The sequence below is a fragment of the Rhodococcus artemisiae genome (assembly GCF_036327795.1).
GTDB lineage: Bacteria > Actinomycetota > Actinomycetes > Mycobacteriales > Mycobacteriaceae > Rhodococcus > Rhodococcus artemisiae.
Map to the genome: position 1 here is coordinate 106,117 of NZ_JAUTXY010000008.1, position 22,242 is coordinate 128,358.

Annotated in this window: 28 protein-coding genes; 15 read left to right on the forward strand and 13 right to left on the reverse strand. The window is 66.4% G+C overall.

Translation table 11 applies throughout. The features are described 5' to 3' along the window. Positions 1-147 precede the first annotated feature (147 nt). The 5 genes from Q7514_RS17940 (at position 148) to Q7514_RS17960 (ending at position 2,922) form a co-directional block, all read left to right on the forward strand. Positions 148-510 carry a DUF4229 domain-containing protein gene (locus tag Q7514_RS17940; RefSeq protein ID WP_408016125.1) on the forward strand — a complete coding sequence of 121 codons (363 nt, stop codon included), beginning with the start codon at positions 148-150 and terminating at the stop codon, positions 508-510. Then, positions 507-1,619, forward strand: a complete 1,113-nt coding sequence (gene cds1, locus Q7514_RS17945; protein ID WP_330134635.1) for an L-cysteine desulfhydrase Cds1 — start codon at positions 507-509, stop codon at positions 1,617-1,619. Before Q7514_RS17940 ends, cds1 begins: the two co-directional genes overlap by 4 nt. Positions 1,620-1,685: 66 nt before the next feature. Then, positions 1,686-1,904, forward strand: coding sequence for a helix-turn-helix domain-containing protein (locus Q7514_RS17950; protein ID WP_330134636.1), 219 nt, complete (start codon positions 1,686-1,688; stop codon positions 1,902-1,904). 4 nt (positions 1,905-1,908) lie between these two features. Continuing rightward, the gene (locus Q7514_RS17955; protein ID WP_330134637.1) at positions 1,909-2,490 is read left to right on the forward strand and encodes a Clp protease N-terminal domain-containing protein; all 582 of its coding nucleotides are present in this window, start codon (positions 1,909-1,911) and stop codon (positions 2,488-2,490) included. A 42-nt stretch (positions 2,491-2,532) separates the two neighbouring features. Further along, positions 2,533-2,922 (forward strand): phage holin family protein, encoded by a 390-nt coding sequence (locus Q7514_RS17960; protein ID WP_054713593.1) that lies wholly within the window; start codon positions 2,533-2,535, stop codon positions 2,920-2,922. Between the two features lie 64 nt (positions 2,923-2,986). Here the strand turns inward: Q7514_RS17960 and Q7514_RS17965 are convergent, their stop codons facing one another. From Q7514_RS17965 to Q7514_RS18005, 9 genes are all read right to left on the reverse strand, one after another. Then, complete coding sequence (locus tag Q7514_RS17965; protein ID WP_330134638.1) at positions 2,987-3,856, reverse strand: 1,4-dihydroxy-2-naphthoate polyprenyltransferase; 870 nt, start codon at positions 3,854-3,856, stop codon at positions 2,987-2,989. A gap of 56 nt (positions 3,857-3,912) precedes the next feature. After that, positions 3,913-5,061 (reverse strand): o-succinylbenzoate--CoA ligase, encoded by a 1,149-nt coding sequence (gene menE, locus Q7514_RS17970; RefSeq protein WP_330134639.1) that lies wholly within the window; start codon positions 5,059-5,061, stop codon positions 3,913-3,915. Further along, positions 5,058-5,354, reverse strand: a complete 297-nt coding sequence (locus Q7514_RS17975; RefSeq protein WP_054718026.1) for a DUF3349 domain-containing protein — start codon at positions 5,352-5,354, stop codon at positions 5,058-5,060. Before Q7514_RS17975 ends, menE begins: the two co-directional genes overlap by 4 nt. A gap of 12 nt (positions 5,355-5,366) precedes the next feature. After that, positions 5,367-5,753, reverse strand: coding sequence for a DUF3349 domain-containing protein (locus tag Q7514_RS17980; RefSeq protein WP_330134640.1), 387 nt, complete (start codon positions 5,751-5,753; stop codon positions 5,367-5,369). 31 nt (positions 5,754-5,784) lie between these two features. After that, positions 5,785-6,057 (reverse strand): hypothetical protein, encoded by a 273-nt coding sequence (locus Q7514_RS17985; RefSeq protein WP_330134641.1) that lies wholly within the window; start codon positions 6,055-6,057, stop codon positions 5,785-5,787. After that, the gene (locus Q7514_RS17990; protein ID WP_330134642.1) at positions 6,054-7,235 is read right to left on the reverse strand and encodes an inorganic phosphate transporter; all 1,182 of its coding nucleotides are present in this window, start codon (positions 7,233-7,235) and stop codon (positions 6,054-6,056) included. Before Q7514_RS17990 ends, Q7514_RS17985 begins: the two co-directional genes overlap by 4 nt. A gap of 132 nt (positions 7,236-7,367) precedes the next feature. Further along, positions 7,368-7,748: a VOC family protein gene (locus Q7514_RS17995; protein ID WP_330134643.1), complete on the reverse strand. Its 381-nt coding sequence runs from the start codon at positions 7,746-7,748 to the stop codon at positions 7,368-7,370. 35 nt (positions 7,749-7,783) lie between these two features. Next, complete coding sequence (locus Q7514_RS18000; RefSeq protein WP_330134644.1) at positions 7,784-8,230, reverse strand: hypothetical protein; 447 nt, start codon at positions 8,228-8,230, stop codon at positions 7,784-7,786. Further along, the gene (locus Q7514_RS18005) at positions 8,227-9,423 is read right to left on the reverse strand and encodes a DUF418 domain-containing protein (protein WP_330134645.1); all 1,197 of its coding nucleotides are present in this window, start codon (positions 9,421-9,423) and stop codon (positions 8,227-8,229) included. Before Q7514_RS18005 ends, Q7514_RS18000 begins: the two co-directional genes overlap by 4 nt. Positions 9,424-9,681: 258 nt before the next feature. On the opposite strand from Q7514_RS18005, the gene Q7514_RS18010 reads away from it, so the two are divergent. Continuing rightward, positions 9,682-9,966, forward strand: a complete 285-nt coding sequence (locus Q7514_RS18010) for a DUF4193 domain-containing protein (protein ID WP_330134646.1) — start codon at positions 9,682-9,684, stop codon at positions 9,964-9,966. 62 nt (positions 9,967-10,028) lie between these two features. Here the strand turns inward: Q7514_RS18010 and Q7514_RS18015 are convergent, their stop codons facing one another. Further along, entirely contained in the window at positions 10,029-10,922 is an 894-nt protein-coding gene (locus Q7514_RS18015) for a 1,4-dihydroxy-2-naphthoyl-CoA synthase (RefSeq protein ID WP_330134647.1), read from the reverse strand. A gap of 62 nt (positions 10,923-10,984) precedes the next feature. Between Q7514_RS18015 and Q7514_RS18020 the strand changes: the two genes are divergently transcribed. From Q7514_RS18020 to Q7514_RS18030, 3 genes are all read left to right on the forward strand, one after another. Next, the gene (locus tag Q7514_RS18020) at positions 10,985-11,623 is read left to right on the forward strand and encodes a PaaI family thioesterase (RefSeq protein WP_330134648.1); all 639 of its coding nucleotides are present in this window, start codon (positions 10,985-10,987) and stop codon (positions 11,621-11,623) included. 71 nt (positions 11,624-11,694) lie between these two features. After that, the gene (locus Q7514_RS18025) at positions 11,695-12,627 is read left to right on the forward strand and encodes an o-succinylbenzoate synthase (RefSeq protein ID WP_408016130.1); all 933 of its coding nucleotides are present in this window, start codon (positions 11,695-11,697) and stop codon (positions 12,625-12,627) included. Positions 12,628-12,710: 83 nt separating this feature from the next. Beyond that, entirely contained in the window at positions 12,711-13,151 is a 441-nt protein-coding gene (locus Q7514_RS18030; RefSeq protein WP_330134755.1) for a DUF6918 family protein, read from the forward strand. Between the two features lie 81 nt (positions 13,152-13,232). On the opposite strand, the gene Q7514_RS18035 is transcribed toward Q7514_RS18030, so the two are convergent. After that, positions 13,233-13,823, reverse strand: a complete 591-nt coding sequence (locus Q7514_RS18035; RefSeq protein WP_330134650.1) for a flavin reductase family protein — start codon at positions 13,821-13,823, stop codon at positions 13,233-13,235. 96 nt (positions 13,824-13,919) lie between these two features. Here Q7514_RS18035 and menD point away from each other — a divergent pair, with 96 nt between their 5' ends. The 4 genes from menD (at position 13,920) to Q7514_RS18055 (ending at position 18,075) form a co-directional block, all read left to right on the forward strand. Beyond that, positions 13,920-15,539: a 2-succinyl-5-enolpyruvyl-6-hydroxy-3-cyclohexene-1-carboxylic-acid synthase gene (menD, locus tag Q7514_RS18040; protein ID WP_330134651.1), complete on the forward strand. Its 1,620-nt coding sequence runs from the start codon at positions 13,920-13,922 to the stop codon at positions 15,537-15,539. Positions 15,540-15,634: 95 nt separating this feature from the next. Continuing rightward, a complete protein-coding gene (locus Q7514_RS18045; RefSeq protein WP_330134756.1) occupies positions 15,635-16,063 on the forward strand; it encodes a DUF3592 domain-containing protein in 429 nt (142 codons plus the stop codon). A gap of 114 nt (positions 16,064-16,177) precedes the next feature. Then, positions 16,178-17,320 (forward strand): glycosyltransferase family 4 protein, encoded by a 1,143-nt coding sequence (locus Q7514_RS18050; protein WP_330134652.1) that lies wholly within the window; start codon positions 16,178-16,180, stop codon positions 17,318-17,320. A 56-nt stretch (positions 17,321-17,376) separates the two neighbouring features. Continuing rightward, positions 17,377-18,075 carry a demethylmenaquinone methyltransferase gene (locus tag Q7514_RS18055; RefSeq protein ID WP_330134653.1) on the forward strand — a complete coding sequence of 233 codons (699 nt, stop codon included), beginning with the start codon at positions 17,377-17,379 and terminating at the stop codon, positions 18,073-18,075. An 11-nt stretch (positions 18,076-18,086) separates the two neighbouring features. Here the strand turns inward: Q7514_RS18055 and Q7514_RS18060 are convergent, their stop codons facing one another. Then, on the reverse strand, positions 18,087-19,310 hold the full coding sequence (locus tag Q7514_RS18060; RefSeq protein ID WP_330134757.1) for a geranylgeranyl reductase family protein: 1,224 nt from the start codon (positions 19,308-19,310) through the stop codon (positions 18,087-18,089). 144 nt (positions 19,311-19,454) lie between these two features. Here Q7514_RS18060 and Q7514_RS18065 point away from each other — a divergent pair, with 144 nt between their 5' ends. Beyond that, positions 19,455-20,504: a polyprenyl synthetase family protein gene (locus Q7514_RS18065; protein ID WP_330134654.1), complete on the forward strand. Its 1,050-nt coding sequence runs from the start codon at positions 19,455-19,457 to the stop codon at positions 20,502-20,504. A 121-nt stretch (positions 20,505-20,625) separates the two neighbouring features. Next, positions 20,626-21,489, forward strand: coding sequence for a zinc metalloprotease HtpX (gene htpX / locus Q7514_RS18070; protein WP_330134655.1), 864 nt, complete (start codon positions 20,626-20,628; stop codon positions 21,487-21,489). Between the two features lie 147 nt (positions 21,490-21,636). Here htpX and Q7514_RS18075 read toward each other — a convergent pair whose 3' ends face one another. Next, positions 21,637-22,128, reverse strand: a complete 492-nt coding sequence (locus Q7514_RS18075) for a YajQ family cyclic di-GMP-binding protein (protein ID WP_330134656.1) — start codon at positions 22,126-22,128, stop codon at positions 21,637-21,639. Positions 22,129-22,242 lie beyond the last annotated feature (114 nt).

Sequence of the window (22,242 nt, forward strand, 5' to 3'; positions counted from 1 at the left end):
CCACGCCATGTTGACACCGAGACCCCTGGTTGCTCGAACGGTCAGTGTTTGGTAAAGCGGAAGTAATGGACAAAACGGACGGATGTCCGGTATCGGCACGCCACTTCCGGAGGCGGCGGGATCGATACCGCCGGTTACTCTGGTGGAGTGACCGACGAACACCGCACCGAGTCAGCGAATACCCCGGACGAGCCGGGTCGAAACACACCGAATGGTACGAATTCGGGCACCGGCTCGCTCGTGCGTGATGTCGCGTTGTACTCGCTTGCGAGGTTGGTTCTCGTCGTCGTCCTTGCAGCCGCGATCCTGTACATTCCGCGGGCATTCGGCGTGGAGATCCCGCTGCTCGTCGCGGCACTGTTCGCGGTCCTCATCGCATTGCCGCTGTCTCTGGTCCTCTTCGCTCCTCTGCGTCGACGGGTGAACGAGCGCATCGCCGCGGTCGACGAGCGGCGTCGCAGTACACGCGCCGACCTCGAGAGCCGGCTGCGCGGAGAAGGCCGGACGTGACGGATGTCGGTCCGGGGGTCGTCGATCGCAGTGCGTCTCGTGACTGGGTGGACAACGCGGTCCGATTGATCGAGGCCGATGCGCAGCGCAGTGCCGACACTCATCTCCTGAGATACCCGTTGCCGGTGGGGTGGGGGATCGATCTGTATCTCAAGGACGAATCGACGCACGTCACCGGGAGTCTCAAGCATCGGCTCGCTCGGTCGCTGTTCCTGTACGGTCTGTGCAACGGAGCGATCGGTGAGAACACGCCCGTGATCGAGGCCTCATCCGGTTCGACGGCGGTGAGCGAGGCGTATTTCGCGCAACTACTGGGCCTCGACTTCGTCGCGGTGGTGCCACGACGGACTTCGCCCGCCAAGGTCGCGTTGATCGAGGCGCAAGGCGGGCGGTGCCACTATGTCGACCGTCCCCCGGAGATCTACACCGAGGCCGAACGTCTTGCCGACGAACTCGGTGGTTGTTATCTCGATCAGTTCACCAATGCCGAACGCGCCACAGATTGGCGCGGCAACAACAACATCGCGGAATCGATCTTCGAGCAGATGCGACTCGAACGGAACCCGGTGCCCGACTGGATCGTCGTGGGCGCCGGCACCGGCGGAACCAGTGCGACGATCGGTCGTTACATCCGGTACCGCCGACACAGCACCCGGCTCGCGGTCGTCGATCCGGAGAACTCGGCGTTCTTCGGGGCGTACGAGACCGGCGTCGCCGACTATGCGACGGGGATGCCGTCGCGGATCGAGGGAATCGGCCGACCGCGCGTCGAACCTTCGTTCGTGCCGCAGGTCGTGGACCGGATGGTCCGGGTGCCCGATGCTGCGTCGATTGCCGCCATGCGCCACGGTAGTGCTGTGCTGGGCAGGCGTGTCGGCGGATCGACCGGAACCAACCTCTGGGGCGCGTTCGGTCTGATCGGAGAGATGCTGGCCACCGGTCGAACGGGCAGTGTGGTGACGTTGCTGTGCGACGGCGGGGAGCGGTACGCCGATACGTACTACTCCGACGACTGGCTTGCTGCGGCAGGGCTCGACGCGTCGGGGTGGAGAGCGACGCTGGAGAAGTTCGCCGCGACCGGTCGCTGGGAGCCGCGCGAAGGCGGCTGACCACGCGCTCGGGCAGCCTGTCAAGATTGGTTGACAGCTTTCACGGTGTCAACCTATATTGACACTATGAACGACGAAACCACCACGCTCGCCGCATCTGCTGCGAGTCCCGATCCCGCAGAAGGGCTGCGCGCTGTCGTTGCCCTGCGGCGACTGCTCGAACGGCTCGAATCCATCCAGGTCGAGAGCGCGCGTCGGCAGGGCTGGTCATGGCAGGCAATCGCAGACTCGCTCGAGGTGAGCCGACAGGCCGTCCATCAGAAGTACAACCGGAAGCGCAGGTAGATCCATGTTCGAACGTTTCTCCGACAGTGCTCGCTCCGCCGTCGTCGCCGCACAGACCGAAGCTCTCCGTCTGCACGCCGATCGGATCACCCCCGCACATGTGCTCCTCGGCGTGCTCATCACCGCAGATGAGCGTCTCCGTGTGTCACTTGCGGATCTCGGCCTGACCATCGACGGGGTCCGCACGCATCTGGCCGCGATGAACCAGGACCGGCCGCTGGGGCCGGACGACGCCGCAGCCCTCGAAGCGATCGGCATCGACCTCGATGCTGTACGTGCCCGGCTCGAGGAAACTTTCGGTGAGGGCGTGCTCGACAGTCCGCCAGAGAATTCGGACAAGGGGCGGCGCGGCCGATTCTCGGATCTGTTCGGCGGGCACATCCCGTTCGACCGCAATGCCAAGAAGACTCTCGAACTGTCGCTGCGCGAGGCGATCGCACATCACGACCGCTCGATCGGATCCGAACACATCATTCTGGGAGTGATCCGGAGCGACGACACGGAGACCACCTCACTGATCGAGGCCTACGTGACTCGCGACCGCCTCCGGCAGGTGCTGATGGAGCAACTCGACTCTGCCGCTTGATCCACGCCCGCCTCTCGGGAGCGCGTATGTCACAGTGACTGCATGATTTCACTGATCCTGCGGTTGATCATCAACGCGATCGGATTGTGGCTCGCGGCCCGACTCGTCACCGGCGTCGACATCGTCGGTGTCGACGGAGGTGAGTTCACTGTCGAGACAGCGATCAAGCTGCTGATCCTCGCCGCGATCTTCACCGTCGTCAACGCCCTGGTGAAGCCGCTGGTGAAGCTGCTGTCACTCCCGTTGGTGATCCTGAGCCTCGGACTGTTCCTGCTCGTGATCAACGCCCTGATGCTGTGGCTGACGTCGTGGGTGGCCGAGTTCTTCGACGGCGGCCTGACGATCTCGGGGTTCTGGGCGGCGTTCTGGGGTGGTCTCATCATCGCCATCGTCAACTTCGTTCTCGGATTGGTCGTTCCCGACCGGGACTGACGACCCGGTCCGACGCGGAGGCCTCAGCCGAAGGCGAGCGCGAGACCCGTCGCGCCCCGAGTGCTCAGCCGAAGGCGAGCGCGAGACCCGTCGCGACTGACCACACCAGCATCGCGAGCGCGGTGTCGCGCAACGCCGGCAGGAGCTCGAGCCCGAGCCCACCTGAACGCACCGGTGCGTGCGCGCGCACCGCGAGCGGTGCGGCAAGCAACCCGGCCAATGCCCACGGTGTTGCCGCCACCAGCGCGAGCGACATGACGAACGGCGTCGTGAGCAATCCGAGATGGAGTGTGCGGGTGCGTGGGTCGCCCAACCGGACGGCCAGCGTGCGCTTGCCGCTCTCGGTGTCGGTCGGGATGTCGCGCAGGTTGTTCGTCACCATCACCGCGCTCGAGAAGCAGCCCATCGCCACTGCACCCGCCAATCCGGAGAGGGTGAGTTGCTCGGCCTGCACGAACAGTGTGCCGAGCACTGCGACCAGACCGAAGAACACGAACACGGCCACTTCGCCGAGGCCGCTGTAGCCGTACGGCGTGCGACCTCCGGTGTAATACCACGCGCCCACGATGCACACGAGGCCCACCAGGATCAACCACCACGCGCTGGTCAAGGCAAGTGCAAGACCCGCCACTGCGGCGACCCCGAAACATGCGAAGGCGGCGCGCTTGACGGCCGCGGGGGACGCCGCGCCCGACCCGACCAGTCGCATCGGTCCGACGCGCTCGTCGTCGGTGCCGCGAATCCCGTCGGAGTAGTCGTTGGCGAGGTTCACCCCGATGTTGAGGGCGAGCGACACCACCAGGGCGAGCAGCGCTTTCCACCACACGGCCTCACCGAGTGCCGCAGCGGCACCTGTACCCACGATGACGGGAGAGATCGCGTTGGGGAGGGTGCGGGGGCGCGCCCCTTCGAGCCATTGACCAGCGGTTGCCATTCGTCGATCTTCGCACCTCGGCGTGCGGCCGCCCGGGGTGGGACCCGGTCTGTCGCTCAGGAAAATCTGGTGACGAGAGCGCGACGATCGATCTTGCCCGGCCCACGTAGCGGCAGCGCGTCAACGAGGTGCAACTCGCGGGGAGCTGCGGTCGCGTCCAGGGTCGAGGAGGTCCACACGCGTAGCTCGTCGAGGGTGGGGGAGGTGCCGTTCTCCGGAACGACCACCGCCGCGACCTGCTGGCCGAGCCGGTCGTCGGGCAGTCCGATCACCGCGACCTCCCGGACCGCGGGGTGCTCGATGAGGACGGCCTCGACAACCTGGGGCACCACGGTGAGCCCGCCGGACGAGATGGCCTCGTCGAGTCGGCCGAGTATGCGGACAACTCCGTCTTCGACCAGTCCTGCGTCGTCGGTTCGGAACCAGCCCGGTTCGGCGAACGCCGGATGGTCGGGGAGTCCGCGGTAGCCGGATGCGAGCACCGACCCGCCGAGCCACACGCGAGTATCCGCATCGATACGGACATCGACGCCGGTCAGTGATACACCGTCGTAGATGCAACCGCCGCACGTCTCACTCATCCCATAGGTGCGCACGACGTTCACGCCGGCGTCGCGGGCCCGACGCAGCACCGGTTCCGGGGTGGCGGCACCGCCGAGCAGGATTGCGTCGAGTTCCGCCAGCGCAGCGAGCGCGTCCGGATGGTCGAGGGTCTTGATGAGCTGGGTCGGCACCATCGACGAATAGCGTCGCGGTCCGCGCATCGCCGCGACCGCCGCAGGCAGGGCGGCGGGGTCGAACCCTTCCGACACATCCATGATCACGGGCTCGGTGCCCGACAGGCTGCTCCGCAGCAGCACCTGCAGCCCCGCGATGTGGTGCGCCGGCAGCGCGAGGAGCCATGAGCCGGTGCCGCCGATCCGTTCGTGTGTGGCGTCTCCGCTGGCGCGTAATGCGGGCGCGGTGAGCTGGGCGCCCTTGGGGGTTCCGGTGGTACCGGAGGTTGCGACGACCAGACCGACAGTGTCGGCGATCGGTTCGCCGGGGTGCAGTGCGTCGGTGAGGCGGCGGATCTCCCGGTGGTCGCCGGCGGGAACCGGCAGTAGGGGAGGGCCCTGGCCGTCGAGCATGCGCCGTAGCGCGGGGACGATGTCGTGGATGCGGTCGCCGGACGGAACTTCGAGGACCGCGAGGTTCGCGCTCACAGGTCGTGCCCGGTGAGCGGCCAACCACCGGCCTCGAGGTGGACCCGGACCCGGTCGATGTCGTGTCCGAGAGGCATCTCGTTGGTGATCTTGGTGATCAGGACGGCGATGTCGGTCTTGCTGATCGGCAGATCGCCCTCGTCGACGAGGGCGTCGGCGACCTGATCGACTTCGTCGTCGGACAGGCGCCGCTTCAGGAGCGCGAACAGTGGCACGTAGTCCTGCTCGGGCACACCCTCCGGGTAACCGGCGCGCAACCATTCGATGATCGAGGCGAGGAACGGGGGAAGCATCGCCGATGCTCCTCAGTAAGTTCCGGTGTGCTGGTTGGCACCGGTCTCGTCGTCGCTGGCAGCGGTACCGTCCGTCTCGATGTCGCCGGGCTCTTCGTCGATTCCGACCACGGGCCATCCACCCGCGACGAGTTGTTCGGTGACGCGTTCGATGTCTTCGTCTGTCGGCTGCTCATGCAGCACCCCCGCGATGATCTTCCGGAGCGTGTCGTAGTCGACGTGCCGCTGTGGGTGCTCGTGTGCGGTCGCGACCGACAGTTCGAGGATCTCGGCGATGTCCTCGTCCGTCAGCCTGCGCCGCAGGACCGACAGCAAAGCGAAGTGGTCCTTGGGGGGGATTCCTTCGGGATAACCGGCCCGTAGCCAGTCCAGTACCGAGCGAAGGGAATGCCGAGGCAAGGTTATCGTTGGTCCTTCTCTTCGGTGATGATCAGAACAGTTGGATACCGACGCTGCTGGACAGGAAGTCCGCAGTCAACAGCAGTATCCCAGCAATGATCGCGACGACGACAACGGTGAAACATGCGATACCCCCGACGCGGCCCAGCGTCCGCCGACCGGGATCGACCGTGCCTGTGCTGTCGTGCCCGAGCGACCACGACCGCATCCCGAGGGCGAAGACGGTGGGCAGACCGGCTCCCAGAACGAGACCGACCAGCACGACCTGCCACAGGGAATCGAGCGTGGAAACCAACAGATTCACGGACGTCCTTCCTGGGAAACGGGGGTGACGGTCTCGATCTCGGCGTCGCCGTCACCTTCCCACGAGGCGTTGACGTTGGACGCGTCGATCGGCTGCAGGCGGGACCGTAGATACATGACGCCCGCGAGCGCGCAGAGAATCGCGAATACGACGAGAACACCCGGAAGGCCGCCGATCAGGTGGGCGATCAGCCAGCACACGGCACCGACCACGCCGGCGCACGGCAAGGTGATCAGCCACGCCACAGCCATTCGGCCGGCGATGCCCCAGCGAACCTCGGCGCCCTTCGTGCCCAGACCTGTGCCGAGGATCGAGCCGGTGGCCACGTGGGTGGTCGACAGCGGCAGCCCGAAATGGCTCGACGTGAGGATGATCGCAGCCGAGGAGGATTCCGCTGCCATGCCCTGTGGAGGTGTGATCTCGACCAGGCCCTTGCCGAGGGTGCGGATGATCCGCCAGCCTCCGAGATAGGTGCCGAGTGCAATCGCCACGGCGCACGTGAACTTGACCCAGAACGGCATCTCGGTGTCGGGGGTGATGGTTCCGTATGCCACGAGCGCCAGGAAGATCACGCCCATCGTCTTCTGTGCGTCGTTGGTGCCGTGCGCGAGTGAGACGAGTGATGCGGTGCCGATCTGGCCGATCTTGAAGCCCTTACCGCGGGATTCTTCGGGAATGTCGTGGGTCAGGCGATGAACCGCCCAGGTGCCCACTGTTGCGACCAGTGCAGCGACGACGGGTGCGAGCAGAGCGGGGATGATCACTTTGCCCAGGACGCCGTCCCACACCACACCGCTCATACCGAGGGCGGCGATGGCGGCGCCGATCAGGCCGCCGAACAAAGCGTGGGAGGAGCTCGATGGAAGGCCGAACAGCCAGGTCGCAAGGTTCCAGAGGATGCCGCCGACGAGTCCGGCGAACACGATGAGCAACAGAGCCGAGCCGCCGGTGTTGTCGAGATTGACGACCCCCTTGGCGACGGTCGCGGCGACCTCGACCGACAGGAACGCCCCGACGAGGTTGAGAACGGCCGACAGGCCGACGGCCACTTTCGGCTTCAGCGCCCCGGTGGCGATGGATGTGGCCATCGCGTTGCCCGTGTCGTGGAAGCCGTTCGTGAAATCGAATGCGAGGGCAGTGACGACCACTACCAATAGGACAACGAACTCTGCGGTCACGTCTTCCGATTGTGGGGTAAACGTGCGGTGAATGTACAGCTAATGGGACGTTTCCACGGGCCTCCCGAGAGGTATTGGCGCTGGAGCGGGAGGTCGGCGGTTCCACCGAGTGTGCAACGTCACGCCGGCGGCTCAGCGGAGATCGCGGCGGATCGGGTGATCTGCCGGTATCTGGACCAGAACCACGGGGATCCCGTCCGGATCATCGATCCACATCTCGTGCAGCCCCCACGGCTCCTGCTGTGCTGCCCGGGTGATGGGGACACCCGCCAGCGTGAGTTCTGTCTGCGCTGCGTACACGTCCCGGACCTGAAGCCACAGCGCGCCGTGGAAGCGCTGAGTGTCATCTCGTCCACCGTGTGCGGCGATCTCGATCAAGCCCTGGCCTGCGAAGAACACGGTGCCGCCCGGATACTCCCGGGCTATGGCAAGGCCCAGTGTCTCGCCGTAGAACTGCAGTGTGGCGTCGTAGTCGCGGGGACGCAGGATCGTCCGGCTGCTCAGGATCTCCATGTCTGTATCTTCGCCGACTGCATCTTCGCCGCGTCTTATCCGTCCTGCGCGGGGCGAGCCTCGTGCCCACGCCGACCTCGGGTACGGCGTGCCTCCTTCGACTCGGCCTCGAACAGGTGGCGGCGACCGGCGACCAGCATGTCGCGCACCTGCGCGTCGAGGGTGCGCAGCTCCGTCCAGTAGCCGTCGTCGAACTCCTCGACGAGCTGGAAGGTCCATCGTCCCTCGGCGACGTTGCGGCCGATGAGTTCGCGCTCGATCCGGGCCGCGAGATCGGGGTGCCCCGCGGCCCGGAGCATGTGTGCGGCCTGCTCGACCTGAAGATCGGCGTGGCCCATCAGCTGATGGAAGCTGTATAGGTGACCGCGTGCCCGCTCCACGGTTTCGAGTGCCTCCGACAGTTTTCCGACGGCCGCGACCGTCGAATCGGAGACTCCGTCCGGCCGGGTGTGCGAGGAATCGGGACTCTCGCGATCTGTCATGCGTCGAGTGTGCCCGACCCGACGCGCTGCCGGTCCGTCTCGGGCCGGTCGGAATCGTTGCGGGTGAGCAGTTCGAACGATGCCTTCCACAGCCACTCGACCGGACCCTGCCGGAAGCGACGTAGCCACAGTCGAGTTGCGATGACGAGGATCGTGCACACCGTGATGTACACGATGACCGTGAATTGTGTTCGGTATGCCGGGTCGATCCGCGCGGCGAGGCCGAATCCCCAGCCGTAGCAGATCACGGACGCAATGATGTTCTGCAGGATGTAGCAGCTCAGCGCAGCGCGGCCGATGCCCTCGAGCCACCCGCCGACGGTGCCGACATGGTCGCGAGTCGAGTACCACTGCGCGATCAGCGCCAGCAGTCCCACCGCCACGAACGGCGCGATCGCGTAGCGCGCCGCGAACAGACCCGCGGTGCCACCGAACAAGCCCACTCCGATATCGACGGGTGCCGCGACAGCGCCGATCAGCAACAGCCGACGGCGCAGTCGAACACCTCGCTCGTCGAAGATGCCTGCGCCGAACAGTGCGGCGCCGACGAGGAACATCGCGATCGTCAATGGCACCAGGAAGATCACTTCGGAGCGGAAGGCGAGGAAGTTTTCGGCGCGGAACACCACCAGGTCCCACCAGCTGCCCGTCGCGAATACGTCCGTCGGCTCGCTCGAGGAATCCCCCGAGGCAGGGGTCGCGGCGAGCGTGACCACGAGGGCGGTCACGAGCAGCATGTGCACGATGGCGGCGGTACCGGCAATCCACATACGTGTGCGGCGCGAGGACACGACCACGCCGCACAGGAGCATCGATACCACTGCATAGCCCATCAGGACGTCGAACTCGGCGACCAGGAAGTAGTGCACGAGCCCATCGATGAACAGCAGGAACGCGCGGGTCCGGTAGTTCCCCGGCCACGCGCGTCCCCCACGGCGGGCCGACGCCGCTTGGATCGCGAGACCTATCCCGAACATCAAGGTGAGAAGGCCGAGGAACTTGCCCTGTGCGAGTTGCATCAGGATGCGCTGCGGCCACGGATCCGATCCTGCGGTCTCGAGGTAGCCGACGATCCCGGCAGGGTCGGTGAAGATCCAGATGTTGGTTCCGAGCGTGCCCAGGATCGCGATCCCCCGGGCGACATCGAGCGCGGCGATCCGGGTGCGGGGCCTGGTGGAGCCGACGGTGGTCATACCCTCGACCCTGCTGCACCGCCCGCTGTCATTGCGTCGGGCAAAGGGACGACCGGTGGGTCATCACATCGGAGGATCCGGGAACGCTATCACGGCGATAATTGTGATGACTATCACGTCGAAATGTGGTCGACGTCTGATATCGGGATGTTTGAAGCCGCATACTCCTGGACATATCTACCGCCGAGGTGCGACAACGCACCGACGCCCCGGCCTTGGGGCGGGACATCGATGCCCCGCACGGACCAGGAGACCACGATGAGCACCGACTACGACGTCCGCCGCACCAACGAGCTCGTCGGCACCAGCACTGCGATCGACGAACTCGCGCTGAAGCCGACGACACATGCCGACGCCGACGAAGCCGAGGTCGTCGAATCGCCGGATCTGCCCGGTGCGGATTTGTCGGGCGAAGAACTCAGCGTGAACGTCGTGCCCATCCAGGAAGACGAGTTCACCTGTTACCGATGCTTTCTCGTGCAGCATCACAGCAGGAAGGCGTCGTCGCCGAACGAGAATCCGTACTGCCGCGACTGCGCTTGACCGGTCCGTCGCCGCGCCGAAAGTGACGACCGGGCCGAGGGAACCTCGACCCGGTCGGCATCTCAGTAGTAGTGCGGGTAGGGCGACCAGTCGGGGTCGCGCTTCTCGAGGAAGGCGTCGCGGCCCTCGACTGCTTCATCGGTCATGTACGCCAGGCGTGTGGCTTCACCGGCGAACAGCTGCTGGCCGACGAGGCCGTCGTCCTGCAGATTGAATGCGTACTTGAGCATCCGCTGCGCCTGCGGCGACTTGCCGTTGATCTTCTCGGCCCACTCGAGCGCGACATTCTCGAGCTCGACGTGGTCGACGACCCGGTTGACCGCGCCCATGTGGTGCATGTCCTCGGCGGTGTACGTGTCGCCGAGGAAGAAGATCTCGCGGGCGAACTTCTGTCCGACCATCTTCGCGAGATACGCGCTGCCGTAGCCGCCGTCGAAGCTGCCGACGTCGGCGTCGGTCTGCTTGAACCGGGCGTGTTCGCGCGACGCGAGTGTGAGGTCGCAGGTCACGTGCAGACTGTGCCCGCCACCCGCCGCCCAACCGTTGACGAGTGCGATCACCACCTTCGGCATGAACCGGATCAGGCGCTGCACCTCGAGAATGTGCAGACGCCCGGCGCGCGCCTTGTCGACGGTGTCGGCGGTCTCGCCGCTCGCGTACTGGTAGCCGCTGCGCCCGCGGATGCGCTGGTCGCCGCCCGAGCAGAACGCCCAGCCGCCGTCCTTGCTGCTCGGCCCGTTACCGGTCAGCAGCACCACGCCCACGTCGGACGTCGTCCGCGCATGGTCGAGTACGGCATACAGTTCGTCGACGGTGTGCGGGCGGAACGCATTGCGTACCTCGGGCCGATCGAACGCGACACGTACGGTGCCTTGCGTGACATGACGGTGGTAGGTGATATCGGTGAGGTTCTCGAACCCCGCAACGGGGCGCCACAGTTCAGGATTGAAGGTCACGTCGCCACCTTAAGGCCGGGTCGGACCACTGTGCGCGCGTCGGCCGGATAACGTGCAGGATCATGAGCGAGCAGAACAGCCGAGGCGGCGACGACGCGTACGAGCATCACGGCGGGTTCCCGGTGTACGAGCCGGTGAAGGCGGGGCCGAATTTCGGCCGCTTCGTCGACGTGTTCCGCAGGCTGCAGGATCTGGCGGTCTCCACGCATGCACCCGATGATGTCGTCGATCAGGCCATTGCGCAGGCAGAGGCTCTCGGGGACCTCCTCGAGCCTTACAAGGTCGGGGAAGGCAAGTCGCCGGCAGGATTCAACGTCGACATCCCCGGACGTGGCAGCCTGCTGCTCCCGCCGTGGACGATCGAGAAATTCGACGCCGACGGGGTGCGCGAACGAGGCCACTTCCGCCGCTACCACCTCGGGGGTAACGGCGCTGTGCACGGCGGCACCATTCCGTTGCTGTTCGACGACCTGTTCGGGATGGTCATCCACGCGTCCGGACGACCCATCGCCCGCACCGGATATCTGCACGTCAACTACCGCAAGATCACACCGCTGTGGGACGAACTCGTCGTCGAGGGCCGCGTGGACAGCGTCGACGGGCGAAAGGCGTTCTGCAGCGCAGAGCTGCGTGATCTGGACGGTACGGTGCTCGCCGACTCCGAGGCGTTGATGATCGAATTGCTTCCGGGACAGCCGTGACCTCGTACGGGCTCGAGGCGATCCCGCCACTCGAGGAGGTGCTGGCCACCGCGGTGGTCGTCTCGCTCCCGATGAGGGTGCGGTTCCGGGGTATCACCGAGCGCGAGGTCGTGCTCGTCGAGGGCCCGGCCGGGTGGGGCGAATTCGGACCGTTCCCCGAATACGACGACGCGGAGGCTGCCGAATGGCTACGCTCTGCGCTCGAATCGGCATGGCTCGACGACCCCGAGCCTCTGCGTTCGGACGTTCCCGTCAACGCCACGGTGCCTGCGGTCGATCCCGATCAGGTGGCCGGCATACTGGCGAGGTTTCCCGGCGCGCATACAGCGAAGGTGAAGGTCGCCGAACGCGGTCAGGATCTCGCTCAGGACGTCGCGCGGGTCCGCGCCGTGCATGCGCTGGTGCCTCACGTGCGGGTCGACGCGAACGGCGGGTGGAGCGTCGATGACGCGGTCACGGCTCTGACGGCGCTGGCAGCCGAGGCTCCCCTCGAATACGCCGAACAACCCTGCGCGACCGTGCCCGAACTCGTCGAGGTCCGTCGCAGACTGCAGGACGACATTCCGGGCGGCATCCGGATCGCGGCCGACGAGAGCATCAGGCGGGCAGGCGATCCGATGCGTGTGGTTCGGGCAGGCGGTGCGGACGTCGCGATCGTCAAGGTTGCTCCGCTCGGGGGCGTCCGCCGACTCCTGACACTGGCCGGAGAGCTCGCAGATCACGACGTGCCGGTCGTAGTGTCGAGCGCCCTCGACTCGGCGGTAGGTATGGGGGCCGGACTCGCGGCGGCTGCTGCGCTGCCGGATCTTCCGTTCGCATGCGGCCTCGGTACCGGCGGCTTTTTCACAGCGGATGTGGCAACCCCCCGCAGTATGTCGAACGGCACATTGACCGTCGGTAGGGTTGCGCCGAGCCGGTCCGGAATCGATGCTGTGCGTGTCGACGCGGAGCGGGAACGATGGTGGCTCGATCGCGTGCGCCGATGCCACTCGCTGCTCGGGTGACTGCGAAATAGGCGCGGTGTGCGTCGTCGTATATCGTTCGGGCGTCCCAACAGTCACATTCTTCACAAAACGGAGGCATGGAAGTGGTTGCAGCTCTCGGTGATGCCCTGCTCGGCGCCGAAAAACTCCCGGCGGTTCAGAGCGACGTCCTCGCGCTCATCGACGCTGAGGTGTCGGACAAGAAGGGTGCGTCGGGCCTCGCACTCAAGGGCGGATACGCCGCAGTGAAGAAGGTCGGTCCGTCGATCGTGCCTGGTGCCGTCGAAGGACTCCTGCCCGACTTCGTCGAGCGGCTCCAGCCGTTCTGGGCGGACTTCGCCGGCAATGGCTCGTTCGCCGAGTACCTCACCGCACGCGGCGACGAGGTCGCCAACGCGCTGCTGGGCGTGACCGACGACAAGATCGCGGGAACCGACAAGGCCGCCGTCAAGAAGGTCTACGAATCGCTCCGCGGTTCGGCGCAGAAGCACGTCGTCGAAGCTCTGCCGCGTCTGGGTGACCTCATCCAGAAGCACGCCGCATAGGCCTGGGCCTTTCGTCGACAGTGCCGCCGTGGGATTCGACCGCGGCGGCACCGTCGTGTTCCGGGGGAGGCGGGTCTGTCGTCAGGTTGTCGGGCGGGGGATGTTCCGGACGGCCGGAGTGAGGCCCCACTCGATCCGCCCGAGCCGGCTCGCGGGTGCGAGCAGCGCGAAATCGGGTGCATCGTCGTCGGCGAGAACCTCGGGACGGACGGTCACCGTGACCACGTCACCCATGACGACGAACGAATCGCCCACCTCGATCACCCGATGCAGCGTGCACTCGATCGACGCCGGCGACTGCGCGACCCGCGGCGGACGCACCCGCTCGCTCGCCTCCGCGTCGAGGCCCACCGCCGCGAACTCGTCGATGTTGTGTGCGAACGGGGCCGACGACGCGTTCACCTGGTCCATCAAGGGCACTGACGCGACGTTGACGACGAATTCGCCGGTCTCCTCGATGTTGCGCAGACTGTCCTTCCGCCCCACCGACGTGAACTGGACGACCGGCGGGGAGGTGCTCGTCACAGTGAAGAAGCTGTACGGAGCGACATTCGCGATGCCGTCGGCCGACATCGTCGACACCCACGCGATGGGGCGAGGCACGATTGTGGCGGTGAGCAGGCGATAGAACCGTCCGGCGCTGAAGTCGGAGGGATCGAAGACGGTGCGCATCCCACCATTCTCGGCTGCGCATGTGGGGATGTCCCTCCGGTGTCCTGGCGCGGGTTGCGACCGGGTCGCTGCGCGGTCCGCATTACCCTGGTCGTCGTGAACCCGTCCACCGCCCAGGCCACCGCTGTCGTCGACGAACTTGCTCGGGGCGGTGTCCGGGACGTCGTGTTGTGCCCCGGTTCGCGCAACGCGCCGCTGGCCTTCGCGCTTCAGGCTGCCGACAACGCCGGCCGCCTGCGGATACACATGCGTATCGACGAGCGGACGGCAGGATTCCTCGCACTCGGTCTGTCGCTCGCGTCCGGACGTCCGGTGCCTGTCGTCATGACTTCCGGCACTGCCGTGGCGAATCTGGGACCCGCGGTCCTCGAAGCGAACTACGCGCGGATCCCGCTCGTGGTGCTCTCCGCCAACCGGCCGTACGAGATGCTCGGATCAGGCGCGAATCAGACCATCGAGCAGCTCGGACTGTTCGGCAGCCAGGTCCGGGCGACCATAAGCCTCGGCCTGGCGGAGGGGATCGAACAGAACAGCCAGTGGCGTTCGGCAGTGAGTCGTGTCCTGGCCGCCGCTCGCGGAACCCGGTCCGGAAACGCCGGACCCGTGCACTTCGACATTCCGCTGCGTGAACCGCTGGTGCCCGATGCAGGTCCGCAAGGCGCTGTGCCCGAAGGGAGGCCCGACGACCAGGCCTGGACCACGACGGTGCACGCGACGCTCGACGTGCCTGTGGAGATCGATATCACGCCCGACACCGTCGTGGTATCCGGGCACGGCTCGGCGCTCCGGCCCGAACTCGCGGGCCTGCCTACTGTCGCCGAACCCACAGCACCGTTGCACGGCCTCCCGCTCCACCCCCTGGCCCTCACTCAGCTGGCACCGAAGCAGGCCATCATCACGGGTCGGCCCACCCTGCACCGGCCGGTGTCGCGTCTGCTCGCCGACCCCGACGTCGCGGTGTACGCGCTGACGACCGGTCCACGCTGGCCCGATGTCTCCGGAAACGTGCTGGCGACGGGGACCCGTGCGGTGGTCTCCGGCTCATCCGACGAGGCGTGGCTCGAACGGTGCCGCCAATTGTCCGCAGACACCGACAAGGCGGTGCGGACCCAACTCGACGTGCACCCGGACGCGACCGGTCTCCACGTTGCGGCAGTTGTGACCGACGCGCTGCGCGAGGGCGACCAGATGTTGTTCGGTGCTTCCAACCCGGTGCGCGATGCAGCTCTCGTGAGCTATCCGAAGCCGGGTGTGAAGGTCCTGTCCAACCGCGGTGTCGCGGGTATCGACGGGACGGTGTCGACAGCGGTCGGCGCAGCCCTCGCCTACGAGGAAGGGCGCACCATCGCGTTGATGGGCGACCTGACTTTCCTGCACGATGCTTCCGGCCTGCTCGTCGGTACGCCGGAACCTCGCCCGCGCGACCTGACGATCGTCGTCGCCAACGACGACGGCGGTGGGATCTTCGAACTGCTCGAGCAGGGCGATCCCCAGTACGCAGGCGTCTTCGAGCGCGTGTTCGGCACTCCGCACGGGATGGATCTGGGGGCGTTGTGCGCGGCGTATCGCGTGCCACACAGCCGTGTGGATCTCCACGGGCTCGCGCTCGCGCTCGCCGATGTCACGCCGCCCGTCGGAGGTATTCGGGTCGTCGAGGTCACGACCGATCGCGCAGGGCTGCGCGAACTTCACGCGGCGGTGCGGTCGCAGCTGTGACGACAGAGTCCGGCGCCGCGGGCGGGCGCGCAGCGGGTGGGAACGGCGCGGGCGGACGCGCAGCGGGTGGGAACGGCTCTGGCCGGAGTTCGGCGGTGGCTGTTGCGCGTGCCCGGCGCGTGATTCTTGCCGTCGCCATCGGGGTCTCTGCTCTGTCGGTGATACTGGTGCTCGGTGCGTGGCGCAACGATCACACGATCCGATCCGACATGGGTACCGCCACAGCCGAAGTGTTGTCGGCGGGATCGCTCCGATCGGCAGTGAGTTTCGTCACTCCGGATGGTGTGACGCACAACCCCGAACTCGGTGTGCTCTATCCCACGGATCTCACTACGGGGCAGCGCATCGCTGTCGAGTACGCGCGCAGCGATCCTGATCTGGTGCGGGTCACCGGTCGGGATGCTCGCATCGCGATCGTGCCGGCAGGATCGGTGATCGTCGCCACGTGGGTGATCGCCGGTGGGCTTCTTTTCTACCTGCGGAGCTTCTCCCGAGCAGAGCCGGAGTCGGCGCCCCTCGCGTGAGTGCGGAACCTCCCGAGCGTGAGATCTATCCGAGTGCGAAACGTTCGTGTGGGATTCGTCGGCTCGTCAACTCCTGCGCACCTCGTCGACCGGTGGGTCGTTCATGGTGGCGTGGTGCGAGTAGCCATCGTCGCGGAATCCTTCCTCCCGAACGTCAACGGCGTGACCAACTCGGTGTTGCGGGTGCTCGAGCATCTCGATCGCGGGGGTCACGACGCGATCATCGTGGCACCGGACACCGTTGCGGGTCTTGCTCCCGCCCCGACCGAGCATCTCGGTGTTCCCGTGTACCGGGTCCCCGCGGTGCGTGTGCCGAAGATCAGTTCGCTGCCGGTCGGGGTGCCTCGATTCGACATGGTCACCACGTTGCGCGCGTTCGGTCCCGATGTGATTCACCTCGCGTCGCCGTTCGTGCTCGGGGCCGGTGGCGTCGCGGCGGCGAAGAGGTTGCTCGTGCCGACGGTCGCGATCTATCAGACCGACGTCGCGGGTTTCGCGGAAAGCTACGGACTCGGGGTCGCGGCGCGCGTGTCGTGGCGATGGACGCGGCGACTCCACAACGGATGCGACCGCACCCTCGCCCCGTCATCGGCGGCAGTCGACGCGCTCGTCGCTCACGGCATCCCTCGCGTTCATCGGTGGGGTCGCGGTGTCGACATCGATCGGTTCGCGCCGTCGAAGAGGGACGACGTGCTTCGCGCGCAGTGGTCGCCGGACGGGCGACCGATCCTCGGGTTCGTCGGTCGTCTTGCGCCGGAGAAGCACGTCGAGCGACTCGCCGACGCCGCGCAGGGCGGTGCATTCCGGCTCGTCGTGGTGGGCGACGGTCCCGAGCGTGCTCGGCTCGAAGCGCTGATGCCGGAGGCGGTGTTCACCGGGCAGTTGGGGGGCGACGATCTGGCCCGGGCCTATGCGAGCCTCGATGTCTTCGTCCATCCGGGCGAGCACGAGACGTTCTGTCAGGCGGTGCAGGAAGCGCAGGCGAGCGGTCTGCCGGCCGTTGTGCCCGACGCGGGCGGTCCGCGGGATCTGGTCGCGCACTGCCGCAACGGGTATCGGCTTCCCACCGACCGGTTCGCCGAGTTACTGCCCGGTGCGCTCAGTGCACTCGTCAACGCGCAACTGCGGTCGGAATTCGGCCGTGCGGCTCGTCGCAGTGTGCTCGGTCGTACCTGGCCGGTGATCTGCGATCAGCTCCTCGAACACTACGAGGACGTGCAAGGAGCCGGCCACTCCAGGCTTCGTCGCACCGCGTAGCGGGTGAGTGGTCTCGGGGGGAAAGCGCTCTGCGCGGGAAGGTAACGTTTCGACCCGTGGCAAAAACTCACGGATCGCGCGCATTTCTCGACAAGGAGCCGCGCGAGGTCGCGTCCATGTTCGACGGGGTCGCCGCGCGTTACGACCTGACCAACACGGTGCTGACTTTCGGGCTGGACCGCGAGTGGCGTCGCGCCACCCGCGCGGCTCTCGATCTCGAACCGGGGGAGCGGGTGCTCGATCTCGCCGCCGGAACAGGTGTCTCGACGGTCGAACTCGGGCGGTCCGGAGCGTGGGTCGTTGCGACAGACTTCTCCAAGGGGATGCTCCACGCCGGTGAGTTCCGGAAGGTGCCCATGGTTGCGGGCGATGCGATGCGGCTGCCGTTCGCCGACGCCGTGTTCGATGCCGCCACCATCTCCTTCGGTCTGCGCAACGTCGCCGACACCGATGCGGCCCTGCGCGAGATCGCGCGCGTGACGAAGCCGGGTGGTCGACTCGTGATCTGTGAGTTCTCCACACCCGTTCGTGAGCCGTTGCGGTCGGTCTACATGCAAGTGGTCATGCGAGCGCTTCCGGGCGTGGCCCGGTTGGTGAGCAGCAACCCCGACGCGTACGTCTACCTTGCCGAATCGATCCGCGAGTGGCCCGCGCAGGAAGGTCTCGCGAAGCGCATCGAGGCTGCCGGGTGGAGCAACGTGCGGTGGCGCAACCTGACGGGTGGTATCACCGTGCTGCATCACGCGGTCCGGTAGCGGCCGGCCTCTCACGCGAAGAGCGGCTGTCGATCCCATCGCATCGACATGCGTCCACTGGTCCGCCACGCGCGGGCGACCAGGTCGTCGTCCTCGTCGGTGACGAGATTTCCCATCACCCGTATTGCGACCGTCATCAAGGCGCGTGAGCGCATCCCCACCGGGCCGGTCGAGGGAAGGAACCTCGGTCGTGTGAGCAGGCCGGCGAGTCGCCGGGCCGTGGAGAACGACCGACCGTAGTGCTCGCGCAGCATTGCCGGCCACATCTCGGTGAGGTCGTCGCAGTCCAGGGCCCCGGCTATCAGCCTGCCGCCCTCGAGCCCGTAGTCGATTCCTTCACCGTTGAGGGGATTCACGCAGGCTGCAGCATCCCCGATCAGTGCCCAGTTGCGGCCCGCGACACCGGAGACCGCACCGCCCATCGGGAGCAACGCGGACGCGACGCGGGTCACGTCGCCGAGTTCCCATTCGGGGCGGCGCTTCGTCGCGTACAGGTCGATCAACGGACGCAGCGACCCGTTCGCGGGGCGCGCGGCGGTCGCCAGGGTTCCTACGCCGAGGTTGACCTCGCCGGTTCCCAGCGGGAACACCCACCCGTATCCGGCCTGGAGGACGCCGGCATCGTCCCGAAGTTCGAGGTGTGACGTGATCCACGGATCGTGGCTGCGGGGTGAGGTCGCGTAAGCGCGGGCCGCGACGCCGTAGACGGTGTCGCGATGCCAGTTCCGGCCGAGCACCTTGCCGAGGGGAGAGCGGACACCGTCGGCGACGACGAGACGCCGGCAGGTGACAGTGCGTGGGCCGGCGTCCGTGCGGAAGACCACAGCGGTCACTCGATCGCCGTCGTGCTCCACGTCGACCGCTTTCGCGCCCTCGACCATCTGTGCGCCGGACTCCACGGCGGTACGCCGGATCCGATCGTCGAGTTCGGTGCGGGGGACCGCACTGCCCGACGACGGGAACGACCCGGATGGCCACGGAAGTTCGAAGCTGCCCCCGAATCCTTCCAAGCGCAATCCACGGTTGACGGTGCGTGTGCGCACCCACTCGCCCAGTCCGAGTCGATCGAGTTCGGCGACCGCCCTCGGGGTCAGACCGTCGCCACATGTCTTGTCGCGCGGGAACGTGGCCGCATCGACGAGCAGCACCTCGCGTCCGGATCGTGCCGCCCATGTTGCGGCCGACGACCCGGCCGGACCAGCGCCGATGACGAGCACGTCGGTACTGTCGGGCATGTAGGACAGGGATCGGTGCGGTTCTCCCGCGGAATTGTCGGCCACCACACGTCCATCTTCTCAGGCGTGGATGTGCGCCTCGGCGAGGTGGGCGACGAAACGAGCGGCTAGGTTCACTACCGTGGAGCCGAGCCGACAGACAGGATGGGTACTTCTGTGAGCACTGAGGGGACGGCGCCGGCCGCCGGCATGGTGTCGAACACCATGGTCGCAGGTGTGGAACTCGACGACCCGGTCCTGGCCGAGAACGTGCGGGACGGGTTGGCCGCGGTCGAGACGTTGATGGTCGAGGAACTGTCCGACGGTGAGGACTTCCTCACCGAAGCGGCACTGCATCTCGCGAAGGCCGGAGGTAAACGGTTCCGACCGCTGTTTGCCGTGCTCACCGGACAGTTGGGGCCCAAGCCGAACGATCCGTCGATCGTGACGGCTGCAACAGTGGTGGAGCTCGTCCACCTCGCCACTCTCTACCACGACGACGTCATGGACGAGGCGACCGTGCGCCGCGGAGCACCCAGCGCGAACGTGCGATGGGGCAACAGCGTGGCGATCCTTGCCGGGGACTACCTGTTTGCCCACGCCTCGCGGCTCACGTCCACACTCGGGCCGTCCGCAGTGGAGGTCATCGCGAAGACGTTCGCCGAGCTGGTCACGGGCCAGATGCGTGAAACCATCGGCGCGAGCGAGAAGAAGGACCCGATCGAGCACTACCTGCGTGTGGTGTGGGAGAAGACCGGGTCGCTGATCGCCGCTTCCGGCCGGTTCGGAGGTACTTTCTCGGGTGCCGACGACGATCAGATCGAGCGGCTCGAGCGGCTCGGTGACGCGGTCGGAGTCGCATTCCAGATCGTCGACGACATCATCGACATCGCGTCGGACACGACGGACTCGGGTAAGACTCCCGGAACAGACCTGCGCGAGGGTGTCCACACCCTGCCGGTGTTGTACGCCCTGAAGGGCGAGGGGCCCGACGCCGACCGTCTCCGTGAACTCCTCGTCGGTCCTCTCGAAGACGAGGAGCTGGTCGCGGAAGCTCTCGAACTGCTCAAACGGTCGTCGGGCATGGACGCCGCCAAGAAGACCCTGCAGACCTACGTCGATCAAGCGCACGCCGAGCTCGAGGCACTGCCGCAGGGCCCTGCCAACGAGGCACTTCGACGCCTGGTCGATTTCACCGTCGCTCGCGTGGGGTAGGCACCGGGAACCTCCGGATCTGCTCGTCCGTTGAACGGACAAGTAGACGGGACAGATATCGCCGGGTCGGGTATCCGAAGCGTTGTCCCCGGTCGAGCGATGTTGGGGAAGAGGGCGTGACGTGCACGGAAATGCCAACCGCCTGAAGACGGCAGCGTTGCTGATCGGGATGTCCGCGCTGATCGTGTTCATCGGCGCGTTGTTCCAGAACACCACGATCCTGGTGATCTCGGTTGTCATGGCCGTCGGTATGAACGCCTACGCGTATTTCAACAGCGACAAGCTCGCACTGCGGGCAATGCACGCTCAGCCGATCACCGAGGTGGAGGCGCCGCAGATCTATCGGATCGTGCGCGAACTCGCGACGACCGCACACCAGCCCATGCCGCGCCTGTACATCAGCCCTACCAACGCGCCCAACGCGTTCGCGACCGGACGGAACCCCCGTCACGCCGCTGTCTGCTGCACCTCCGGCATCCTGCAGATCCTCGATGAACGCGAACTCCGCGCGGTACTCGGGCACGAACTGTCGCACGTGTACAACCGCGACATCCTGATCTCGTCGGTCGCGGGTGCGATGGCCGCCGTGATCTCCGGCCTGGCGAATTTCGCTTTCTTCGCGAGTGCCTTCGGCGGAAACCGTGGGGGCGGTGCCAACCCCCTCGCGCTGCTGCTGGTCTCACTGCTCGGCCCTATCGCGGCGTCGGTCGTCAAACTGGCCGTATCGCGCTCACGGGAGTATCAGGCCGATCAATCCGGGGCCGAACTCACCGGCGACCCGCTCGCGCTGGCATCGGCGCTACGAAAGCTCGAACAGGGAACGCAGGCCGCACCGCTGCCACCGGAACCCAAGCTGGCCGCTCAGTCGCACATGATGATCGCGAACCCGTTCAGGGCCGGCGACAAGGTCGGCCGGCTGTTCTCGACCCACCCGCCGATGGCCGATCGGATCGAGCGGCTCGAACGCATGGCAGGCCTGCACTGAGCCTGTCGGCCCTGAGCCTGTCGACACTGAGCCTGTCGACACTGAGCCTGTCGACACTGAGCCTGTCGACACTGACAGGGGTGCCTTCCGTGAGTTCACGGAAGGCACCCCTGTCAGTGTCGAGACCGGAAGCGGATCCGGATCGATCTAGCGGTAGTTGACGAACTGCAGTGCGATGTCGAGATCTGCGTTCTTGAGCAGCGAGATCACCGCCTGGAGGTCGTCGCGCTTCTTGCTGCTCACCCGCAGTTCGTCGCCTTGGATCTGGGCCTTGACGCCCTTGGGGCCCTCGTCACGGATGAGCTTGGAGATCTTCTTCGCGTTCTCCTGCGAGATGCCCTCCACCAGCGAACCGGTGAGCTTGTAGGACTTTCCGGACTGGGCGGGCTCGCCCGCGTCGAACGCCTTGAGCGACAGGTCGCGGCGGATCAGCTTCTCCTTGAACACGTCGAGCGCTGCAATCACGCGGTCTTCCGTGTCGGCGGTGATCGTGATGGATTCCTCGCCTGCCCACACGATGGATGCGCCGGTGTTCCGGAAGTCGAAGCGATTCGAGATCTCCTTCGCTGCCTGGTTCAGGGCGTTGTCCACCTCCTGGCGATCGACCTTGCTCACCACATCGAAAGACGAATCAGCCACGTTGAGTATCTCCACTTCGGATCGGTCGGTTGGGGTCGTGTCCAGCCGACGGTAGCCCTTCGCGCAACCCTGTAACCACCCGGTTTGCAATTCAGGGGGGTCTGCGTTGTATAT